This window comes from Nitrospira sp. CMX1 (assembly GCF_054902215.1).
Genome location: NZ_JBUBKD010000063.1, coordinates 108,480 through 129,413, shown reverse-complemented (window position 1 = coordinate 129,413; position 20,934 = coordinate 108,480). Strand labels below are relative to the sequence as shown.

Annotated in this window: 20 protein-coding genes; 11 read left to right on the top strand and 9 right to left on the bottom strand. The window is 55.1% G+C overall.

What is annotated here, in order from left to right; translation table 11 throughout:
* Positions 1-4 precede the first annotated feature (4 nt).
* The 4 genes from ACYX34_RS16165 to gmd all read right to left on the bottom strand — a co-directional run bounded on the left by ACYX34_RS16165 (position 5) and on the right by gmd (position 5,573).
* Positions 5-1,567 carry a lipopolysaccharide biosynthesis protein gene (locus tag ACYX34_RS16165; RefSeq protein WP_462077607.1) on the bottom strand — a complete coding sequence of 521 codons (1,563 nt, stop codon included), beginning with the start codon at positions 1,565-1,567 and terminating at the stop codon, positions 5-7.
* A gap of 775 nt (positions 1,568-2,342) precedes the next feature.
* Positions 2,343-3,455, bottom strand: a complete 1,113-nt coding sequence (gene wecB / locus ACYX34_RS16160) for a non-hydrolyzing UDP-N-acetylglucosamine 2-epimerase (RefSeq protein WP_462077606.1) — start codon at positions 3,453-3,455, stop codon at positions 2,343-2,345.
* A gap of 128 nt (positions 3,456-3,583) precedes the next feature.
* Complete coding sequence (locus tag ACYX34_RS16155) at positions 3,584-4,546, bottom strand: GDP-L-fucose synthase family protein (RefSeq protein ID WP_462077605.1); 963 nt, start codon at positions 4,544-4,546, stop codon at positions 3,584-3,586.
* A gap of 19 nt (positions 4,547-4,565) precedes the next feature.
* Positions 4,566-5,573: a GDP-mannose 4,6-dehydratase gene (gene gmd, locus ACYX34_RS16150; RefSeq protein ID WP_462077604.1), complete on the bottom strand. Its 1,008-nt coding sequence runs from the start codon at positions 5,571-5,573 to the stop codon at positions 4,566-4,568.
* A gap of 126 nt (positions 5,574-5,699) precedes the next feature.
* Here gmd and ACYX34_RS16145 point away from each other — a divergent pair, with 126 nt between their 5' ends.
* From ACYX34_RS16145 to gspK, 11 genes are all read left to right on the top strand, one after another.
* Positions 5,700-6,653 (top strand): hypothetical protein, encoded by a 954-nt coding sequence (locus ACYX34_RS16145; protein ID WP_462077603.1) that lies wholly within the window; start codon positions 5,700-5,702, stop codon positions 6,651-6,653.
* Positions 6,654-7,120: 467 nt separating this feature from the next.
* Complete coding sequence (gene gspE, locus ACYX34_RS16140) at positions 7,121-8,839, top strand: type II secretion system ATPase GspE (RefSeq protein ID WP_462077602.1); 1,719 nt, start codon at positions 7,121-7,123, stop codon at positions 8,837-8,839.
* A 91-nt stretch (positions 8,840-8,930) separates the two neighbouring features.
* A complete protein-coding gene (gene gspF, locus ACYX34_RS16135) occupies positions 8,931-10,169 on the top strand; it encodes a type II secretion system inner membrane protein GspF (protein ID WP_462077601.1) in 1,239 nt (412 codons plus the stop codon).
* A gap of 59 nt (positions 10,170-10,228) precedes the next feature.
* The gene (gene gspG, locus ACYX34_RS16130) at positions 10,229-10,765 is read left to right on the top strand and encodes a type II secretion system major pseudopilin GspG (protein WP_462077600.1); all 537 of its coding nucleotides are present in this window, start codon (positions 10,229-10,231) and stop codon (positions 10,763-10,765) included.
* A 7-nt stretch (positions 10,766-10,772) separates the two neighbouring features.
* On the top strand, positions 10,773-11,519 hold the full coding sequence (locus ACYX34_RS16125) for a pilus assembly FimT family protein (protein WP_462077599.1): 747 nt from the start codon (positions 10,773-10,775) through the stop codon (positions 11,517-11,519).
* Entirely contained in the window at positions 11,516-11,953 is a 438-nt protein-coding gene (locus tag ACYX34_RS16120) for a prepilin-type N-terminal cleavage/methylation domain-containing protein (protein ID WP_462077598.1), read from the top strand. Before ACYX34_RS16125 ends, ACYX34_RS16120 begins: the two co-directional genes overlap by 4 nt.
* Positions 11,925-12,560: a type II secretion system protein GspJ gene (locus tag ACYX34_RS16115; protein WP_462077597.1), complete on the top strand. Its 636-nt coding sequence runs from the start codon at positions 11,925-11,927 to the stop codon at positions 12,558-12,560. The genes ACYX34_RS16120 and ACYX34_RS16115 overlap by 29 nt, the downstream gene beginning before the upstream one ends.
* Positions 12,557-13,441, top strand: coding sequence for a type II secretion system protein GspN (gspN, locus tag ACYX34_RS16110; protein WP_462077596.1), 885 nt, complete (start codon positions 12,557-12,559; stop codon positions 13,439-13,441). The genes ACYX34_RS16115 and gspN overlap by 4 nt, the downstream gene beginning before the upstream one ends.
* A 142-nt stretch (positions 13,442-13,583) precedes the next feature.
* Complete coding sequence (gene pilM / locus ACYX34_RS16105) at positions 13,584-15,173, top strand: pilus assembly protein PilM (RefSeq protein WP_462077595.1); 1,590 nt, start codon at positions 13,584-13,586, stop codon at positions 15,171-15,173.
* Positions 15,170-15,718, top strand: coding sequence for a type II secretion system protein GspM (gene gspM / locus ACYX34_RS16100; RefSeq protein WP_462077594.1), 549 nt, complete (start codon positions 15,170-15,172; stop codon positions 15,716-15,718). The genes pilM and gspM overlap by 4 nt, the downstream gene beginning before the upstream one ends.
* Complete coding sequence (gene gspK, locus ACYX34_RS16095) at positions 15,705-16,649, top strand: type II secretion system minor pseudopilin GspK (protein ID WP_462077593.1); 945 nt, start codon at positions 15,705-15,707, stop codon at positions 16,647-16,649. The genes gspM and gspK overlap by 14 nt, the downstream gene beginning before the upstream one ends.
* A gap of 94 nt (positions 16,650-16,743) precedes the next feature.
* Here the strand turns inward: gspK and ACYX34_RS16090 are convergent, their stop codons facing one another.
* The 5 genes from ACYX34_RS16090 to ACYX34_RS16070 form a co-directional block, all read right to left on the bottom strand.
* Positions 16,744-17,646, bottom strand: a complete 903-nt coding sequence (locus ACYX34_RS16090) for an ATP-binding protein (protein ID WP_462077592.1) — start codon at positions 17,644-17,646, stop codon at positions 16,744-16,746.
* Positions 17,643-18,014: an Hpt domain-containing protein gene (locus ACYX34_RS16085; RefSeq protein ID WP_462077591.1), complete on the bottom strand. Its 372-nt coding sequence runs from the start codon at positions 18,012-18,014 to the stop codon at positions 17,643-17,645. The genes ACYX34_RS16090 and ACYX34_RS16085 overlap by 4 nt, the downstream gene beginning before the upstream one ends.
* Positions 18,007-19,218, bottom strand: a complete 1,212-nt coding sequence (locus tag ACYX34_RS16080; RefSeq protein WP_462077590.1) for a PP2C family protein-serine/threonine phosphatase — start codon at positions 19,216-19,218, stop codon at positions 18,007-18,009. Before ACYX34_RS16080 ends, ACYX34_RS16085 begins: the two co-directional genes overlap by 8 nt.
* Before the next feature lie 143 nt (positions 19,219-19,361).
* Positions 19,362-19,712 (bottom strand): STAS domain-containing protein, encoded by a 351-nt coding sequence (locus tag ACYX34_RS16075; protein ID WP_462077589.1) that lies wholly within the window; start codon positions 19,710-19,712, stop codon positions 19,362-19,364.
* Positions 19,713-19,847: 135 nt separating this feature from the next.
* A complete protein-coding gene (locus ACYX34_RS16070; RefSeq protein ID WP_462077588.1) occupies positions 19,848-20,912 on the bottom strand; it encodes a protein-glutamate methylesterase/protein-glutamine glutaminase in 1,065 nt (354 codons plus the stop codon).
* Positions 20,913-20,934 lie beyond the last annotated feature (22 nt).

Genomic DNA, 20,934 nt, shown 5'->3' with positions numbered 1-20,934 from the left:
TCATTCAGTCCGTACGAGCTTGCACTGCTGGTTCCCTTGCAAATGCACCGATAAGCCATCCCTGCACATCATTTCTTATTGAATGCTTCCATACTTGCAGAGTCAGGATGGCAAGATAGCCTACGATTGTTACGACACTCGTTAAAATCGTCCCCCACGCGCCTGAAACACCTAGTGCAGGCAGCGATACGTCCCATGCGCTTGGAAATACTTGCCAGGCAAGGCAGCATGTCCCCAAGGCGAAGACGACGTGCAATCCAAGGATGCGATCATCTTTAGAACAAAGGTTACCGAGTGCAATTGACTTTTGATGATAGTAGAGGAGATTTAGCGACAACCCTCCAATGGCTAACGCAATCGCCCACCCCGCGATCACTCCAAGTCCTCCGACAACCTGCCCTAAGAACACCCCGAGAATAATATTTGCAACTGTCATCACAACATGGGATGTAACATTAATACGCATCTCCCCTGTACCGAGACTAGCAAAGTACGCTGGTACGGCAAGGGTGTTGGCAAACCATCCGGCACATAGTAAGACCATTGACCATACAAAAACGGATTCAATACGTCCGATCCAGAGCTCTGATATTAATGGTGTGCAAACGGTCAGGAGGCCAAACCCTGGAAGCGCGAGATAGATCACCATACGATACGATTTCAGGTACAGTTCAGATACCCTCCATGGCTGCAACTGTCCGAGGTTGGCAAATGCAGGAACAAGAACTTGGTTTGCGTTGACGATGAGTGACCGAAACAACTGCACAAGTTTATTGGCCATCTCATAATAGCCAACCATGGACACCCCTCCCAGCCTGCCCAGAAGCGCCTTTGTAATGGGATCAGAGAGCATCACCAGAAATGAGATTATTTGAAAGTTCGCCGCATAACCGACCATCTGCTTGAACTGGTCCCTGTCCCATCGATACGGGATGAATGAGAGTGATGATACATTGCGTTTCAGGAACGCTGCAGAAGCCGTCAGCGTCATGAGATTTTGAGCCGCCCTCGCGTAAGCGAGACCCAGCAACCCATAGCGAGGTGCCAGGAGCAGACACAGGGCCAGGTGAGAAAAAGACTCCCCAATCAAGAGACCATTTCTTTGCACGATAAGCTGACACCCGTACAACCCTGACTGATAGACGCTCGTTATCATCAGCAGCAGGAATGAGACTAATGCCAATGGCAGTATTTCAAGTGCGTCATGGCACAACCGATCATCTATGGCAAAGGCAAGATAGTATTTCGCGGCTGGATACGCACAGATTGTTAGCAGCAGACTTAAGAGAGTCACTGTAATGATCGCGGTTTCGACCGCAACAGCCAGAGACTGCTTGTCGCCTCTCGCATCGCATTCCGCAATATGTTTTACAATACTTCCCGTTAATCCAAAATTCGCGACTTGAATCATTGAACTTGTTGCCAAAACTAACGACCACACTCCTAATTTCTCGACACCAATTGTTCCCAGCAAATATCGATAGAGGATGACCAGTGTCAGGCCAGAGACAATGATCTGAACTACTGAGGATACAGCGTTAGTTGCAATGCGACCTTTCTCAACCATCCACTAAACTCCGAGCATCTCAGAAATGACTGACCAACAAGGAGGAGTCTGTTTGATGCAAGAAATACGTGTCCTCTGAATGATCACCACCTAACCCCAGACTGATCCAGTCAATCGCATAGCGATCGTGAATTTCTCCCGTTATCCAGGAACAACGAGATCAGGGCATTATCCGGTCCCCCTCTCAACTGATGCCTGAGGGTTCTTCAGGGATAAGCTCATGGGAAGGCTACCGTAATAATATTGACCGCAGGCACGCGTGACAAATTAAAATGCTTTTTCTGACAGCAAAACTTGGTCCAGAGAAAGGGGTTTAAACAATGCGATGAGTCAGTGAGTTATGAAATCAACCTGGTAATGCTAGCCTCTGTGAATGGAGGCCAGATCGTACAGAGGCGTACCAATTAGAACAGAGTGAGACGCAGGAATAATTTTGGACTGGACTTCATCGGGTGATTGCCGGATGACTAGCCGTGTGTTGAACGAATCCTACGCTGTATCCCAATCGATGATCGTGCGACAGAAAACTGCTTTACCATTGGACGAACAAACGGTGAACTCACCTTGCAATCCACATGCTGATAAGATGCATTGTCCGTACACATCATGCGACCCATTCTGCCGTCCCAAACTTGGGGATACCGAGTTTCGGGTTCAACGCGTCAGGTTTTGAGTTTGTGCGGGGGGAAAGGCCGGAGATGATTCGGCAATTTAGTCCTTCAACATCATGAAGGTCAAGGCCGAGGCTCAAGTTCAGCGAGTCAATACAATGAACTCACGATGAGAGCAGGAGCCGCTCCAACTGCCCTACAATCCGCTCCGCGGCCTTCCCATCCCAGCGCGGAGGAGTGGCCCCTTTCTTCCATTGCCCCGCCATCAATCTCTCGAGTGCGGGAGGCAGCTTGCTCGGATCGGTCCCAATGAGTTCGTTGGTACCAATCGCGATCGTTTCAGGCCGTTCGGTGTTGTCCCGGAGCGTCAGGCAGGGCACTCCTAGCACCGTCGTCTCTTCGGTGATGCCCCCGGAATCCGTGATGACCCCTTTGGCATGTTTGACGAGGTAATTGAACTCCAGATAGCCCAATGGATCGACGTAGTGCATGGAGGGGAGCTTCGTCCCCGCTTCTCGCAGATTCTTGGCTGTTCTGGGATGGACAGGGAAAATAACCGGCAGGCCTTGTGTTCCTTCTGCGACCGCATGCAACAGTCTGAGCAACTGCTGTTCTCCATCGACATTCGCAGGCCGATGGAGCGTGATCACAAAATACTGGTGTGATGCCAGCTTCAGCGACTGCCAACAAGCCGGTGGTTTCAATCGGGGCACGTTCTTGAGCAACGTATCGATCATGGTATTGCCGACGAAGAAGATCCGATCATCGGTGATACCGGCACATCGCAAGTTTTCATTCGCGGTGTCGCTGGTCGTAAAAAACCAGTTTGTGATCGAATCGGTTACCACGCGGTTGATTTCCTCGGGCATTGTCCAGTCACCGGACCGAATACCACCCTCGACGTGCGCCACCGGCACACCCAGTTTACGAGCGACAATGGAACAGGCCATGGTCGACGTCACATCACCGACGACCAGGCAAAGGTCACTCCTCTCTTTCAGCAGAACCTTCTCATATCCGACCATAATGCCGGCGGTTTGCTCCGCTTGAGTCCCTGATCCCACCTCGAGATTGATGTCCGGGTCGGGAATCCCAAGTTCTTCAAAAAAGCTGCCCGACATCGCTCGGTCATAATGCTGGCCGGTATGAATCAATCGATATCGGAGCTGTCCTCCACGATGTTCAGCAGCCTTGAGCGCGTCGATGATCGGCGCGATTTTCATGAAATTGGGACGTGCCCCCGCAATAATATCAATGCGCTTCACGCAATACCTCATTGTCTGGTCATCTTGTCATACGACTCGTATGGATGGTAGTCACTCTCGACGCTCAGAGCAACGTCACAGTATTTCTGGACCAGAAGACGCGATCGCCCGGGAGACGAGTCACCCGACGACGAGAACGATCAGAAGTGCACTTCGCGGATCGACTGGCTATTGGATTGAAACCACTGGACGGTTTTCTTTACTCCATCGCGCAACCCATGCTTGGCTTGAAATCCGAAGAGCTGTTTGGCCCGGCTGACGTCCAGGCAACGGCGAGGTTGGCCGTTCGGCTTCGTAGCATCCCATTGAATCTGACCAGCAAACCCGACTTCCGCCGCAATCAATTTGGCGAGGTCACGAATTGAAATTTCCTCACCTGTTCCCAAGTTGACCGGCAGACTGCCATCATAGTGCTCAGCCGCAAGGACAATTCCTTCGGCGGCATCCTCCACGTACAAGAATTCTCTGGTCGGTGCCCCATCTCCCCACAGGGTAATTGCCGTGCGCCCCTCCTCCTTCGCCGAGACACATTTTCGTATCAACGCCGGAATGACATGCGACGTTTGTAAATCAAAGTTGTCTCGCGGCCCATACAAATTCACCGGGAAGAGGACGATCGAGTTAAATCCGTACTGATCACGATAGGCCTGTGATTGCGCCAACATCATTTTCTTCGCCAACCCATATGGCGCATTCGTTTCCTCAGGATAACCGTTCCAGATATCGTCTTCCTTAAATGGGATCGGGGCGAATTTCGGATACGCACAGATCGTTCCTGTGGCTACAAACTTCTTGAGTCCCTCCTGACGTCCAATCTCAATCAGTTGCGTACCCATCATGAGATTGTCATAGAAGAACCGACCCGGATTGGCCTGGTTGGCACCGATGCCGCCGACACGCGCGGCCAAATGGATGACAATGTCCGGCCTGGTGTCACGATACAACCTCTTGACAGCATCCATTTCCACCAGATCATATTCCTGACTCCGCGGCACAACTAACTGCTGGCAGCCTTTCGCGCGCAACTGATCCACGACGAACGACCCCAGAAATCCGGCTCCCCCCGTGACAACCACACGCTTATCGTTCCAAAATGAAGTCATGTCGATGCTATCCCACTCCTTAGCTTCGTTTCCTCGTCCCGTCTAGTTTTTCCCTCTCCGCTGCCAAGTCGGCATCCACCATCATAGCGATGAGCTCTTCAAACCGCACCTTAGGTTGCCATCCGAGATCCTTCTTGGCTTTCGTGCTATCTCCGATCAACAGATCCACTTCCGTCGGGCGATAGTATTTCGCATCGATCTTCACGTGTTTCTTCCAATCCAATTGCAGACGGTCAAAGGCCAACTCAAGCATTTCCTTGACCGTATGAGTTTCCCCCGTAGCAATAACATAGTCATCGGGAGTCGGAGCTTGCAACATCATCCACATCGCCTCGACATAGTCACCCGCATAGCCCCAGTCACGCTTCGCATCGAGATTTCCGAGAAACAGATCCTGCTGGATGCCGAGCTTGATCCGGGCGGCCGCCTTGGTAATCTTCCGCGTGACAAAGGTTTCTCCGCGCCGCGGTGATTCATGATTAAACAAAATGCCGTTGCATGCAAAGAGATTGTAGGCTTCGCGGTAGTTGACCGTAATCCAGTAGGAGTAGACCTTCGCGGCTCCGTACGGACTTCGTGGATAGAACGGCGTCGTTTCCTTCTGCGGAACCTCCAGCACCTTACCGAACATCTCGCTGGACGAGGCCTGGTAGAATTTCGGCTTGAGTCCTGACTCCCGAATGGCTTCCAAGAGACGAATCGTGCCAAGTCCCGTGATCTCACCCGTATATTCGGGAATGTCAAAACTGACCCGAACGTGACTCTGGGCGCCAAGATTATAGATTTCATCGGGCTGGACGGTACGCAGGATCCGATTCAGGGAACTGGCATCGTTCAAGTCGCCGTAGACCAAATGGAGCCGCCGATGCGGAACATGCGGATCCTCATAGATGGGATCGATACGCCCTGTATTGAACGAGCTGGAACGACGGATGATCCCGTAGACTTCGTATCCTCGGCCAAGGAGAAACTCTGATAGATAGGACCCATCTTGCCCCGTAATACCGGTAATCAGTGCTTTTTTCACGGATGAGTGCCTCCTCTCATTATCGACAACGAGATTATTGCCGGGTTCGATCGGCTAGTCTACCCACAACGTGTAAAAAAATCGTTAATAAAAGAATCTTGCGACAAATCATACAGACCAGGTACCATGACCCATTCCGCGGAAGAGAGAGACGATACTGTGGCAACCCTTGCTCCTCAAAATATTCGCCGTGTCGGCTTGTTGCTGTGCCTGGGAGCCTCAGGGTTCCTCGTCGCGCACACCATCAACGCATTTGTGGCCGATGCCCTGTATGTGATTCCGGAGCGGACGACAGGATCGGGGAGTGCCCCCTCGGGAGGGGTGCCAGCCATCGCGTCATATTCTTCGACGCAGGCTATGGAACACATTCGCTCCAGCGGGCTCTTCCTTCTTCCACCGGTGATGGAAAATGGAACGACAGGGACCACCGCTTCCGGTCGACGCAGTTCCAGCGGCCCAGTGGTTCGAGCATCCCTCGGGTTAGCAGCAAGACTTCGCTTGATCGGCACGGTACTCGGCGATCAACGCGGCGTCTTTGCCATCGTCGAAGAGCTGTCATCCAAACAACAATCCTTGTATCACTTGCATGACTCCATCCTCGATTTGGGCGAAGTCGCCGAGATCCGTCGAAACGGGATTACCGTCCGTCAGGGCAACGTGGAAGAATTGTTGGAATTGGCGATCTCAGAAAGTCAGGCTGCATTGACCGGCGCTGCTGGCGCCACTCCCAATCCTCAAGCAGCCACCGCGCCGATCGCGCCGCTTCGCAAAGTGGTGGATCGCCGTGAAGTGGAACAGGCCATGAATGACCTGCCGAAACTTCTTTCGCAGGCACGAGCCGTACCAAATACGGTCAATGGAGCCATCAACGGATTTCGCCTGGACTACATCGCACCAGCCAGTTTTTACGAAAAAATCGGGGTCCAGACTGGAGATGTGCTCCAGCGCGTCAACGGAGTCGATATTCGAGATCCGAGTACCATATTGAGCCTGCTTCAGCAACTCAAGAACGAACAGACGGTGAAACTCGACCTGGTCCGGAATAACCAGCGCTCAACCATCACCTACGAGCTTCGCTGATCTCACCGTTCGTACTGACGCAATCTGAGAAACCGATAGCCTAAGAGTTTCACGGTTCTTGTTTCACGCCTTAAGTTGCAGGGTTTTTTGCCCACTCACAACCTGCGGCTTGAAACACGAAACCTGAAACCCGACTCTTTGCAAAATACGTAGGCCAGGTGGTTTTGTCGATCGGCCCCTCGACTTCTCTCTGGGTTGAACCTGAGTGGAGTCGAAGGCTCGATCGTGCTCGGCCCCAGCTTGACGAAGAGGCACGACCCGTCATGAATCATATTGGATAAAGACACAACGTCCCGATTTCTTGAAGTAATTTTGTCATGTCCTTGCCAGGTCATCATCAAGCAGAGTATCTTAATCCTGGGAAAGTATTAGAGAGACTCGAGAGCAAACCCCCATCTCAAGTACGTGAGTTACGGGAAGAGGTCAGGGAACCAGTGTCTGAACTAGACGAGCACCAGCAGCCTATTGTGAATTCGACTCGGCCACGCCTGGGGGACATTCTCCGGGAGAAATTTCAGCTCTCGGAGCTGAAGCTTGAGGAGGCCCTTGCCTACCAACAGGAGAAAGGTGGTCGGTTGGGAGAAGTGTTGCTGCACCTGCGAGCGTTGCGCGAAGAGGTGTTGTTGGAAGCACTGGCCCAGCAGTTTGACATGACATGGCTCCCCCATCTCGATACCACCCCGGTGGACCATGAGATGATCAAAAAGGTGCCGATCGCGTTTTGCCGGCGATACCGGGTCTTGCCGCTGCGTGACGAAAACGGAGCCATCCTCACCGCCTCGACCGATCCGTTGGAAACCGTGGCCCTGGATGACCTTCGCTTGCTACTGGGGAAACCCATCGCGCCGGTCTTGACCACCAGCGTCGCGCTCCTCGCGAGGCTCAACCGAGCCTACGACGAAATCGCAAATCCTGCAGGTGCCGAAGAAGTGATGGAGGATATTGCAGCGAACCGAAGCTTGGACCAGTTGGCCCACGAGCTCGACGAGCCACAAGACTTGCTCGATGCGACAGACGAAGCTCCGATCATCCGACTCGTCAACTCGGTACTGTTCCAGGCGGTTCGGCAGCGAGCCAGCGACGTCCACTTCGAATCGTTCGAACGAGGGTTGGTCGTCCGCTATCGGATCGACGGTGTCCTCTACCCGATCCTCACACCGCCCAAGCATTTGCAAGCCAGCATCATCGCTCGTCTCAAAATCATGGCAGGCTTGAACATCGCTGAAAAACGCCTTCCACAGGACGGTCGGTTCGCGATCAGAACCGCCGGAAAGGACGTCGACCTCCGAGTCTCCGTCCTCCCCACCTCTCATGGTGAGCGAATCGTGCTGCGATTGCTGGAAAAGGAAAATCGCCTGCTCAACCTCTCTGAAATGGGATTTCCCAAAGAACGTCTGACCGTCATTCACCAGCTCATCCAACTGGCGCACGGCATCATCCTCGTCACCGGCCCCACGGGAAGCGGGAAGACAACCACCCTGTATGCCGCACTGAGCCACATCAACTCGCCGGACAAGAACATCATCACCGTCGAAGATCCGGTCGAATACCAACTGCTCGGCATCGGGCAAATGCAGGTCAACCCGAAAATCAATCTGACGTTCGCCGCCGGGCTACGATCGATTCTTCGACAGGACCCTGATGTCATCATGATCGGGGAGATCCGCGATCGTGAAACGGCGGAGATCGCCATTCACGCCTCGCTCACCGGACATTTGGTATTCTCGACCCTCCATACGAACGATGCCGCCAGCGCCGCCACTCGCCTCATTGACATGGGCATCGAGCCTTTTCTCGTTGCCTCATCAGTCGTCGCGGTGCTGGCTCAACGGTTACTCAGGCGGATTTGCCCTGATTGCAAGCGCCCCTATCGGGCCAGTGAAGACGAGCTGAGCCGCCTGGACTTGCCGCCTGGTTCCGCAGTGACCCTGTATCGAGGAGCGGGCTGCGCGGCCTGTTCACAGACCGGTTATCGCGGGCGAACCGGCATCTTTGAGCTGATGGTACTGGACGATGAGATTCGGCGACTCATCGGCAGTAAGGCAGACTCGACGGCCATCAAACAGGCGGCGCTCGCAAAAGGAATGGTGACGTTGAAGCAAGAGGGTGCGGAGCGAGTCATCCAGGGCCGTACCACGTTGGAAGAAGTCATGCGGATCACTCAACAGGAAATCGACGTCGACTGATGCCATTCCAATTCTCCATCTCCCACCACATCTGGTCCCTTCACCATCAGACCATACGAATCGGTTGGGCCATTCCTGGAATCTGGTAATCATGCCTGTCTATCAATACCAGGGGTACCGGAGTGACGGTGGCGCAGCGACCGGGATCATCGACGCCGAAAACGTCAAAGTCGCACGGTTAAAACTCCGCAAAGAAGGCGTCTACCCGACCGATGTCGTCGAACAAGGCCAGATGTCCGGTCGGGCATCAGCCACGAGTCACACGAAACCTCTGCGGGCAATCGGCCGATCAGCGGTGCTCACGGCCAATGATTTGGCCCTGCTCACCAGGCAGTTTGCCACACTGCTCGTCGCCGGCTTGCCGCTGGTCGATGCCCTTGGCGTGCTCGTCGATCAAGCGGAAAAGAAACCCATTAAATCCCTTCTCGCCGACATCCGGGAGCAAGTTCGTGGAGGGAAAGCGTTGAGCGCGGTCCTGGAAACCTACGATAAGGATTTCTCCCCTATTTATGTCCACATGGTACAAGCCGGTGAAGCAAGCGGCGCCCTTGACCAAATTTTATTCAGACTAGCGGAGTTCTTGGAAAAACAACAAGCGCTCAGGACCAAGGTTACCAATGCCATGCTCTATCCGGTCATCATGTTGGCCATTGGAACCGTGATCCTGTTTTTCCTCATTACCTTCGTCGTGCCCAAGATTACACAGGTTTTCGCCCAACAAAAACAGGCCTTACCATGGCCGACCGTCGCCCTCATGTCGACCAGCCAGTTTTTTTCTGACTATTGGATGGTCCTGATCGGTCTGGTGCTCGGCGGCCTCTACGGAGCGCGACGATTTATCGGTACCGAACGAGGCCGCATGGTGGTGGACCGCCTGACGTTGAAACTTCCGTTGATCGGGGACGTCGCACGGATGGTCTCGATCTCCAGACTGACGAGCACCCTGTCGACCATGTTGGCGAGCGGCGTCCAGTTACTCGACGCCTTGGATGTCTCAAAGCGCGTCATGAACAATCGGGTCCTTGAGGAAACGGTCGAATCCGCCAGACAGAATATCCGCGAGGGTGAAACGATTGCCGATCCCTTAAAGCGGAGCGGGGAATTCCCCGCCCTTGTCACACATATGATTGCCGTTGGAGAAAAAAGCGGTGAGATGGAGGAAATGTTGCGCCGGGTGAGCCATATCTACGACGGCGAGGTGGAACGAGTGATTACGCGGTTGACCTCTCTGATGGAACCGATCATGATTCTCGTGATGGGTGTGATCGTATTTTTCATCGTCGTCGCGATTCTACTTCCCATCTTTGAGATGGGCCAGATGGTCCATTAAAAACCCACTCCCACACATGAGCGCTGACCAAATATGAATGAGATAAAGGGGGGTTCACTATGACAGATTCCGACACTTCAGGGCAGCCCAGCACGCACGTTGAGAAGGGGGATGCACACCGGCGTCTCGCCACCAACTTCTTTCTTCGCTCGTCGGCAAACGCGGCTGGTTTTACCTTCATTGAAATTATGGTCGTCGTGGCCATTTTGGCCATTCTCGCGGCACTGGTGGTCCCCCGCATCATGGGACGAACCGACGATGCCAAGCGCACGGCGGCCAAAGTCCAGATCCGCAATATCGAGGGGGCACTGCAGCTCTATAAACTCGATAATGGCGTCTATCCCACCACAGAACAGGGCCTCAAAGCATTGGTGGAAAAACCATCGGTTGGGGTCATTCCCAAGAAATGGAAGATCGGCGGATACCTCCCGAAACTGCCTGAGGATCCATGGGGAAATCCCTATAAATATCTCAGCCCGGTCCAACGAGGCGATCAAAAAATCGATTACGAAGTGACCTCACTCGGCACCGACGGCGATGTCGGGGGTGAGGGCGTCAACGCCGACATCACCAATTGGAACCTGGACAAGGAATAAGTAGTCAATGGTCATCGGTCATTGGCTCAAGCTCAGCCATCAGCGATCGGCCTTTCAGGGGCGGCTCTCAGGCCTCAGACCTCAGGCTGCCCTTCTCACTCCATCCTCTTCGCAACCCATCCCTCACGCTTCACGGTCCGCATTTCACCCCTTACGCTCTCCAGCCGGGTTCACGCTCTTGGAAATGCTGATTGCCTTGTTTCTACTGGGCGGAGTCTTAGCCGTGGTGTTGCCTCGTATCAGTTTTGAAGAAGACTTGCGCTCCACGGGGAGAAAACTCGTCGGAGTGCTTCGAACCTTCCAAGGACAGGCAGCCGCCGATCAAACACCGCTCAAACTCTACCTGGACTTGGACCAGGGACTCTACTGGATGATGGTGATTGAAGGAAAAGAGGAGCGTCTGCCGCTCGACCCGGCATGGAAGACACCGCGAACCCTGCCGGAGTCTATCCGCTTGACCGAAGTCTCCATCGGACAAGACAAACGCATGGGGGGACGGGCTGGTGTGACCTTTTTCCCCAATGGGCGGATTGAGCCGGTGACGATGTATCTCATGGACAACAGGAACAATCTCTTAGGGCTGGCCGTCGATTCATTGACCGGAGCCATTCGGATCAGTGACGAACGCTTTGATCCACCTCCAAACCGATTCATCCCGGACCGCGTCAAAGTCCTCTTGAAGGCCAGTGCCCAACAAGCAGGGACCAACGGAACGGCACGAGGAGGGCCCGCTGCCCCCAGTAGGGCGCAATGATCGTTGCACCACACCACCCCAGATCCAGCGAGCGTGGATTCACGCTCTTAGAAGTCCTCCTGGCCATCGCGTTGCTGGCCATCGCACTTCCCGTCCTCCTCGGTCTGCGGAACTTCGACCTCGACCTCCAAAGTCGAGCCGCCGAACTCACTGCGGCAACCCTGTTGGCACAGGAGAAACTCCTTGAGTTCGAACTTGCAGGACAGTATCCCGTCGGAGAAACCATGGGGGAGTTCTTGCCCCTCCCGCTGGGATCTCAAACCGCACTCCAAGCCACTCCGCGAGCCGTCGGCTATCGCTGGAAACGCACCATTAGTCCGACTCCGCTGGAGTTCGTTCGAGAGGTTCGGCTTAGAATATCCTGGCTGCGCGGTGAGCGAGAAGAATCTGTGGAGGTCAGCACCTATGTGCTCACAAGCCGCCTCTCATCGTAAGGTCACCGCGCCGGCAGGCTTCACCCTTGTGGAAGTCCTGGTCGCCGTCACGCTGCTCGGAACCATCGCTGCCATGGTCTTTGCATCACTCCTCTCGACGACACAGACCGTCGAGTCAGGAAGAGAACATACGACCAGGGAGCAAACCATCAGAAAAATTCTCCGGTTGATGGCCGAAGAGATCGCTCTCAGCAAACGAACCCTCGCGTATCCCTGGGTCGGAACGAACGGGACACAAGATGGGCAGCCATCGGATACACTGGCGTTCCTCGCCATGAACCAGGAGTTGATCACCGCGACGAGCACGGTCAAGGAGGGCGACACCGTTCGGGTTGTGTATACCCGCGAACGCGATCGATTGATTCGGTTCGTTCGGAAGAATCTCTACACCCTGACGGATACCAACGAATCGCTCGACCAAATGGAGCTGGCGGACCAAGTCCAAGCCTTTAATGTCCGATACTACGATGAGCAGAGCCGAGTCTGGCTCGACGACTGGCCGAACGCCACCAAACTCCCGAAAGCCGTGTTACTCGAAATTACGTTTCAGTATCCCGATGCCGCGCCGTCGACGGTGCGAGAATGGGTCACCATTGGAACATCATGACTATCAAATGGCCTGACGCATGGAGAGAGATTCTGGCATGGACGATGGGCGGGATCTGCATTCTGATCCTCTGCCTGATCGCCACCTTCCCCTATACCGTGCTCCACAACCGGTTGGTGGTCGAGCTCAAACGAGCCACTGGTCTGGACATCCACATCATGGATCGGTCGATCGGACTGCCACTCAGCCTGGAATGGCGGAACGTGAGTCTCTCAAGACCGAACCTCGATCCTGTTGAGATGGCGGTCGTACAGGCCAAACTCGGTGTCATACAGGCACTCGGTGGGAGCCTTAGTCTCAACGTCCTCGTCAAACAAAACGAACAAACTGCTCGTACAGGCGTCGTCAAGGGGATGCTCACCACGGCATCCTTCTCCCTAGCCGGACCGTTGACACTGAACGGACAACTCCAACAGGTGGAGCTGCCGAAACTCATCCACCGGTACGTCACCCGCGGAACCCTTAACGGGGAGTTTTCCTTTCGGGCAGATTTTGATCCATCCGCCCCCAACGCTCTGAAGAGCGAGGGCACCTGGACCGCCCAGGCAACAGATCTGGACATCGACCAGATTCCGCTGGGCAATGGCAAGATTTTATCGCTGACATTCAGCAGCGCCGCAGCAGGACTCTCCTGTCGAAACCTTGTCTGCGACGTGACCCAATTAAGAGGCGAAGGAATCGACGGGTCCTTTGAAGGTCATGGACAGATCACGCTACAGCCCCAGCTCCCGAACAGTCAACTGGCGCTCACAGTGACGGTGATCCCTGGTCCTGGGTTCATGCCAAAGGCGGCACCCCTGGGCATCCCGCCGTTGCCTCCTGGAACCCCCATCACCGTCAAGATCGTGGGAACCTTGGCACAGGCACGGATCGCGTTGTAAAGTAGTCGGCAAGTTTCACGTTTCTGGTTTCGGGTTGTCGTTTGCAGATTGAGCGGCGCGAGTTTCGCGGTGAGAGGTTCATGTTGTCAGTAAACTGGAAACACGAAACGGGAAACACGAAACGGGGGTAGAGACTGAATTTATGGCGATTGTCAACGAATGCGTCGGGTTGGACATCGGACAAACGGGGTTGAAGGCCGTCCGTTTTCGTCGCCGACTCAGCGGGCGCGAAACGGTCGATTACTTTCAACATCCCTTGCCGTTTTCCCGTCCGGAGGATCTGGAACCGGCTCGGCGTATCCAATCCCTGCGAGGCTTCCTCTGGCGCCACGGCCTCTATGCCACCGATCGATTGGTCACGGCGATTCCCTGTCAGGACCTCTTCGTTCGAACCCTCTCGTTCCCGTTCAACGACGCGGCCAAGCTCGCACAGGTCGTCCCGTTTGAAGTCGAAAACCTTGTTCCGATGCCGCTTGAGGACCTGGCGGTGGACAGCCTCGTCTTGCCCCCAGGCCAGCCATCCGAAGGGCTCATTCGTGAGACCAAGGGCTCCGAGGTGCTGGTCACGGCAGCCCCCAGGGACAAAGTGGCCGAACATCTCCGATTCTTGGCCCAAGCCGATATCGAGCCCTCTGCAATCAACGTCGATGCCATGGCGCTGTTCTCCGTGACGCAATACCTCCAGGAAGAAGGGGCTTCCGTCCCGCAAGACCTGGCCATCATCGATATCGGAGCCTCAAAAACCACGCTCTGTTTGGTCGAGGGAGGACGCCCGGTCATGCTTCGAACGATCCTCTGGGGCGGCAACCATCTCACTCATGCATTAGCCATCCGACATGCCTGTAGCTTCGCCGAAGCCGAACGCCACAAGCGAACCATCTCGGTGGATCAGGTCAATGACCTGCTGGAGCCGATCGAGAAAGAGCTTCGCATTACCTTACAGGCCTACCAAGGAAGCGAGCGGAGTCGATTGACCCACAGCTGGATCTGCGGAGGCGGGTCAAAGATGCAAGAAATCGGGGCGCACCTCTCCCGACAAGTGGGACTCTACGCAGTCGGACCACGACAGGGGTTTGGTGCCGACACGCCACGAGCATTTTCCATTGCATTCGGATTGGCCATTCACCCGAAGATGGTCCGCCCACGGTGGCGATTCAAATCCTCGCCGTTGGGACTGGCGCTCGACCTCAAGAGCATTACGGATGCGGCATCACCGGATGCAGCCACCATGAAGCAGAATCGCCGCTTGGCGACCATCGCAGGGGTGATCATCGCCCTGCTGGCGCTCGCGGATTTCTCGGTTCACTATTTCCTGCAAGATCAGCGGGGCGCGCGATTGAAAACCGCGCTGCACAGCCAGTACGAGCAGGTCTTTGGAACAGGGACGGGCGCCGCTCCGGGCGAAGAAGTCGATCAAGCCAAGTACCATATCGGCGTCCTCGAGAAGGCACTCGGGCTGGTCGATGCCACAGACGGGAAAGTCCTCCTCACCCTCTCGACATTCGTGAAGCAACTGCCACCGGGGACGATGATCAAGGTTCGCGAGCTGACGGTGGACGGAGCCGTCATCCTCATGGAGGGAGAAACCACCTCATTCGACGCAGTGGAACGCATCAAGCAAACCTTCGTCTCAAGCCCACGCCTGACGGAAGTCGCCGTCACAGAAACTCGCGTGGGTGCTGCTCCCAATCAAGTCGTTTTTCGTATGACCGTCACGGTGCAGAAACCATGATGCACAACTTCCGAGAACGCTGGCACCACATGTCGCAACGAGAACGGATGCTCGTGCTCGCGGGCGGGGTCGTCGTCGGCTTCAGCTTGTTGTTTGTGCTGATTGTCGATCCCTTGTTGGACAATCTCGAGCGTCTCGACCGCCAGGCTGTGCGTAAGCAGAAGGAGCTGACCGAATTGGCCTCGCTCGGCCAATCCTACCTGACCAAACGAGATCGCTTGAGCAAGGTCGAGGGCCGCATGCCGGCAGCCGAGAGCCATTTCTCGCTCCTGACCTTCATGGAAGAGGCGGCAACGACCGCACAGGTGCGAGAGCGCATCACCAGCATGCAACCGCACGTCCAATCATTGGCGCAGGGGTACCAAGAAACAGCTGTCGATCTCCGATTGGAAGGCATCCAACTGCCGGAGTTGTTGGCCTTCCTGGCCACGATCGATCAGGCCCCCTACGATTTGCACGTTCGCCATCTGCAGATCCGTCCGAAATTTGATAATCCTGTCAATCTCGATGCCACCGTTCGAGTCCTGAGCTATGCCAAGAGCTGATGAACGCGGCATTGCGTTGCTGGTTGCACTCCTGGTCCTGACCCTCCTCACCGCTCTCATTCTCGAGTTCGACGCAGAAGCCCGACGGGAGTACCGCGCGGCCGCCGGCTTTCGCGACGATTATAAGGCCACCATGCTGACGCGGGCCGCCGTCCAGGCAACCAAAGCGGTACTGCTCCAAGATCTGATGCGGGAAAAGATGACCGGCCAGAAATACGACGCACCGACCGATATTTGGGGCATGCCGATCACAAAGTATCCGATCGGCGACGGGTTTCTCACCGCCAAAATCCAAGACGAGACGGGAAAGGTGAACCTGAACGATCTCGCATCGACTTCAGGCGGTGAACCGGAGCAAAAGAGGAAGATCGCCCGTATTAAGCGACTTTTTGAATTGCTGAAGATCAGCCCCAACCTGGTTGATACACTCATCGATTGGGTGGACCAAGACGAAGCGCCTCAGCCGGCCGGTGCCGAGACCCCCTACTATCAATCTCTGAGGCCAGCCTACCGGGCCGCCAACAGCCCTCTCTCAGGATTGGGAGACCTGAGACTGATCAAGGGATTTACTCCGGAGGTCATCGATCGGATTACACCCTATATCACCGTCTTCCCGGTGGACGGCAGCACAACCATGAATGTCAACACCGCCGATCCGATCGTGTTGCAGACCCTGGACCCGGCCGTCACTCAATCAATGGCAATGGAGATCGTCCAAGGACGGCCGTTCAAGACGAAAACCGAACTTGATCGTATCAGCAGCTTTCAAGAAATCGGCCAAAAGCTGCGAAGCGACTACGACATTAAATCGGACTACTTCTCGGCGCAATTGACCATCACCGTCAATGAAACCACCAAGAGCTCGCTGGTCATTTTGAAACGAGATGCCAGTAAGGGGGATAGTACGGTGGAATATCTGCGGATTCTCTAGCAGAACAAGAAGGGTTTCGGGTTTCGCGGTGCAAGTTGCGCGTTTCTTGTCGAAAGACCAGAAACACACAACTCGAAACAAGGACTGTTGCGTCTCAGTCGCCGAGCGGCACTGTGAGCGTGACCTCATTCCCGGGATCATTGTACGTGAGGCTTGGGAAGAGAGCTTTCGCCAAAAAAATCCCACGGCCGCTCGCGCCATCGGATTCGCACATCTCATGAGAACGCGCCAGCACAGTCCGCCAAGGGAAACCCGTTCCCTCATCGGTGATCCGATACTCCAGATGGTTGTCACTCCGCTCATGGAACACACGGATCCTCACCAGGCGGTTCCTGAGACGAGCCTGCGCTAAGCGTTGCGCCAACAACTGATCATAGCACCCATTGGCCAAGGCCTCCTGCTTTTCACGCGACTGAATCTCAAGATTCCCATGCTCAACGGCATTGAAGAGCACCTCCTGCAGCGCACCTCGAATATGGACTCTCTGGACCGGCGGTAACGCAGAAGCGGTCATCTTGAGGAGCCACGAAATGACACCGGGGATATACCGGGGATCGGAATCAACGGTCAATTCATAGTCAAATTGCCGAGCACCCGGCACATCCAGAGGATGACAGGGCAGAAAGTCTCGGGCACGCTGCAGCACACAGAACAGTTCTTCCTCCGTAACGGGCTTATGGAGATAATCGATCGCCCCGCCGCGTAGCGCCTCGACGATTACCGGCTCCGGCACATCGTACCCCATAACGATCACCGGGCATGACTCATGCCGAGTCTTGAGTTCCTTGACCAGCGCCAATCCGGCACCCTGCGGAAGAAACATATCGGTGATCACGATATCCGGAGCGGCCGACTCAATCTTGGCCATGGCAGCCACAGAGTCAGGGACGCTCATAACCGAAAACCCTCGGCCTTGCACATAGCGAGCGATACGAGATTGGGTATCCACGCAGGGATCAATGATCAAGAGATGATCGACTGGTAACGGCGTGTTCATGCAGCCATCCCTTGGTCACGGATCGGACACAGATCGGAGAGCAGACGCTGGACCTCCTGTTCCAACGTGGCATAGAGTTCCTCACTCTGCGTCAGATTTCCGGCTTTTGCGGACTCTTCCAATTCTTTGCAGGCCTGAAGCGCGGCCGGAGCACAAAACTGTAAGATCGCTCCCTTCAACCGATGACTTGATCGCGCGACTGCGAGAGCGTCCCCTGCGGTCAAAGCCGTCCGCGCTTGAGCCAAATCTTTTGGACCATGCTCCAGAAACAGTTCAATCAGCATCAGGAACGTCTCTCGGTCATGGTCCACGCGGGCAAGCGCCTCTTCGAGGCTGAAGACCGGGCCATGATGCAGGCGATCACTCATGAGACCGCACCTCACTCAATTCCACCGCCATGACCGCCACATCGTCCGGAAATTGTTCATGCCCCAGCCATCGAACCGCCTCGTTGAGAACACTGGATAACACCTCCCTCAGAGGCCTAGGGCCGAGCGTACGAACAACCTCCTCCAGACGCTCTTGCCCCCACAGATTGCCTGTTGCGTCCGGCACCTCATAGAGCCCGTCACTCAGAACATACAGTCGATCACCCTGTTCGATCGAAAGCACCTCGGTGCCGTATACCGTCGACGAATCGAATCCCAACGGAAGATTCGGTTTTGCCATCCAACAGACCTCGCCGGACTTACGGTGAAGAAATACCCCACTATGCCCCGCTGTCGCGTAAGAGAGGGTATGAGAGCGGACATCGAGCGTCGCAAACACAATCGTGAAATAGTGTCCGTTCTCCGTGAGAGGAAAGTGCTTGTTGGCTTCGGTCAGGATCGCCCCAGGATCACTCGACCCGACATGACGAATCAAGCTCTCGCGGCGAAGAAACGTGGAAAAGGAGGCGGATCGCAACGCCGGCGAAACACCATGCCCCGACGCATCAAGCAGATACAGTCCCAATAAGTCATCCTTCCACGGAACCACGTTAAAGAGGTCTCCGCCTAACCCGAGTGATGGTCGATACACACAAACCATGTCCACGCCTGGGCCGATGGCTCCTGACGTAGGAAGCAGCGACTCGACATACCGAGCCGCCGACTGCAACTCGCGTTCAAGTGTGTCCTGCTTCCGGCGAATCTCTGCGGTCACATCTTCCAGACGCCTGATCAGACTCGCGGCGCGTATTCCGGCTTGCACACGAGCCGTGATTTCATATTTACTAGCGGCCTTGCTGAGAAAATCATCCGCCCCGCGAGCCAACCCTTCCGCAATCTGCTCCGGTTGATCGTTGCTCGTCATCATCAGAATTTGACTTGACAGAAGTTCCGAATCCTGACGAACGACTTCACAGAACGACGGGCCATCCATTTCAGGCATCATCCAATCCAAGATCGTCAAATCCGGGCGCTCGCGGCGGAGCATTTCCAACCCGGCCTTGCCGTCATCAGCCTGCAGGACCCGATACCCAAGCCGTTTGAGTCGAGCCGCCAAGGCGACACGCACCGTCGGCTCATCGTCTATGATGAGCACGGTCGGCCCCGTCACCTGACCTGTTGGTTCAACCGATGTTGACGGCATCAGTGGCCCTTCATGTTTCGCATGCGTCTTCGATAACCTGCATGGATGTGTTCGGCATGAGGTATCTCTCGTGAGAGCGTGAAGCACAGGACGGAGTAAGAATGTATCTCAGCTGATTTGGGAACACGAGACACGCTTCACGCCTAAGCCGCTTTCTGCTGAGCAGCCAATGCATCCTGCTCATTGTCATACACAGGGATTAGTTTCTGGATATTCGCAAGGCTCATGATTTCACGCACATAACTTTGCGGTTTCAGCATGCTGACCTTTCCCTGACTTAACTTGAAATTCTGAGACACAAGCGCCAGCAGACCAAGCCCCGAGCTATCGACAAAACGAACTTCAGCCATATTCAGAATCAGATGCCGACAGCCTTTTTGCCGAACCGCTTCCACCGCCGTTTTAAATTGCTCACGATTGGCATAGGTGAGATCCCCGGCCAATTCGAGCACCACGCCATTCAAGACAGGGCGCTCTTTCGCCTGCATCGCCATAGTAACCTCCTTCATTCAGATCAGTCAGATTGGCACTTCCCGCTCACTCACACGGCTTGAGCAGAGGCCGTGGCCTTATGCATCAAACCCGTTATGGTCGACCCATTCAAGCAGGGTCTCCCACCTCAACAGTCCTCAACGGCTCACATGTGTCAAGATTGCGCCGGCGATATCTCCTAGAGAGAGCACCTGATCCACACCTCCAAGCTTGATCGCCTCCTTCGGCATGCCGAATACGACACAGCTCGCCTCATCTTGAGCGATCGTAAACGCACCGGCCTGTTTCATCGTCAATAACTCCTTTGCACCATCTCCCCCCATCCCGGTCAAGATAACCCCGACGGCATTGGCACCGGCATACCGCGCCACGGAAGCAAACAGCACATCCACCGATGGTCGATGTCGATTCACCGGAGGATCCTGATTGATCCGAACGGTATACCGGGCGCCGCTCCGTTCCAGCGCCATATGATACCCGCCAGGAGCGACCAGGGCATGTCCCGGCAACACGCTGTCTCCATCTTTTGCCTCCTTAACGGAGATTCGACAGAGTCCGTTCATCCGGTCAGCCCATGTTTTTGTGAACCGTTCAGGCATGTGTTGTGTAATCAAGATCGGAGGCGTATTGGGAGGAAGGACCTCCAACACGTCTTTCACGGCCTCCGTCCCTCCGGTAGAGGAACCGATCGCGATGATGGTATCAGTCGTCTTGATCATGGCCTGCGATCCATTGCAAACCGACGCCTGGTTCGGCTGAGGGGACGCTTTAGTGCCATTTCCGAGCGGCTGGCGTTTCAGATTGGCACAGGCAGCCGTCTTGACCTTTGCAATCAGATCCTGCGCCACTTCATCCATTCCCTCACGGAGGTCGATTTTCGGCTTAGTGATAAAATCAACCGCACCGAGCTCCAAGGCTCGGAGCGTCGTTTGACACCCTGCTTCGGTAAGGGAACTCACCATTACGACAGGCATCGGGTGCCCACGCATGAGTTTTTCGAGGAACGTGATCCCGTCCATCCGCGGCATTTCAACATCAAGCGTGATCACATCGGGATTCAACGCCTTGATCTTTTCGCGAGCCACGTAGGGATCAGGTGCCGCACCGATGACTTCGATCTCCGGATCCTTCGCGAGCAACGACGCCAGCACCTGGCGCATCAATGCCGAATCATCCACGTTGAGGACGCGAATTTTTTTCATCGTTCTCCTCGTCTCACGTCGT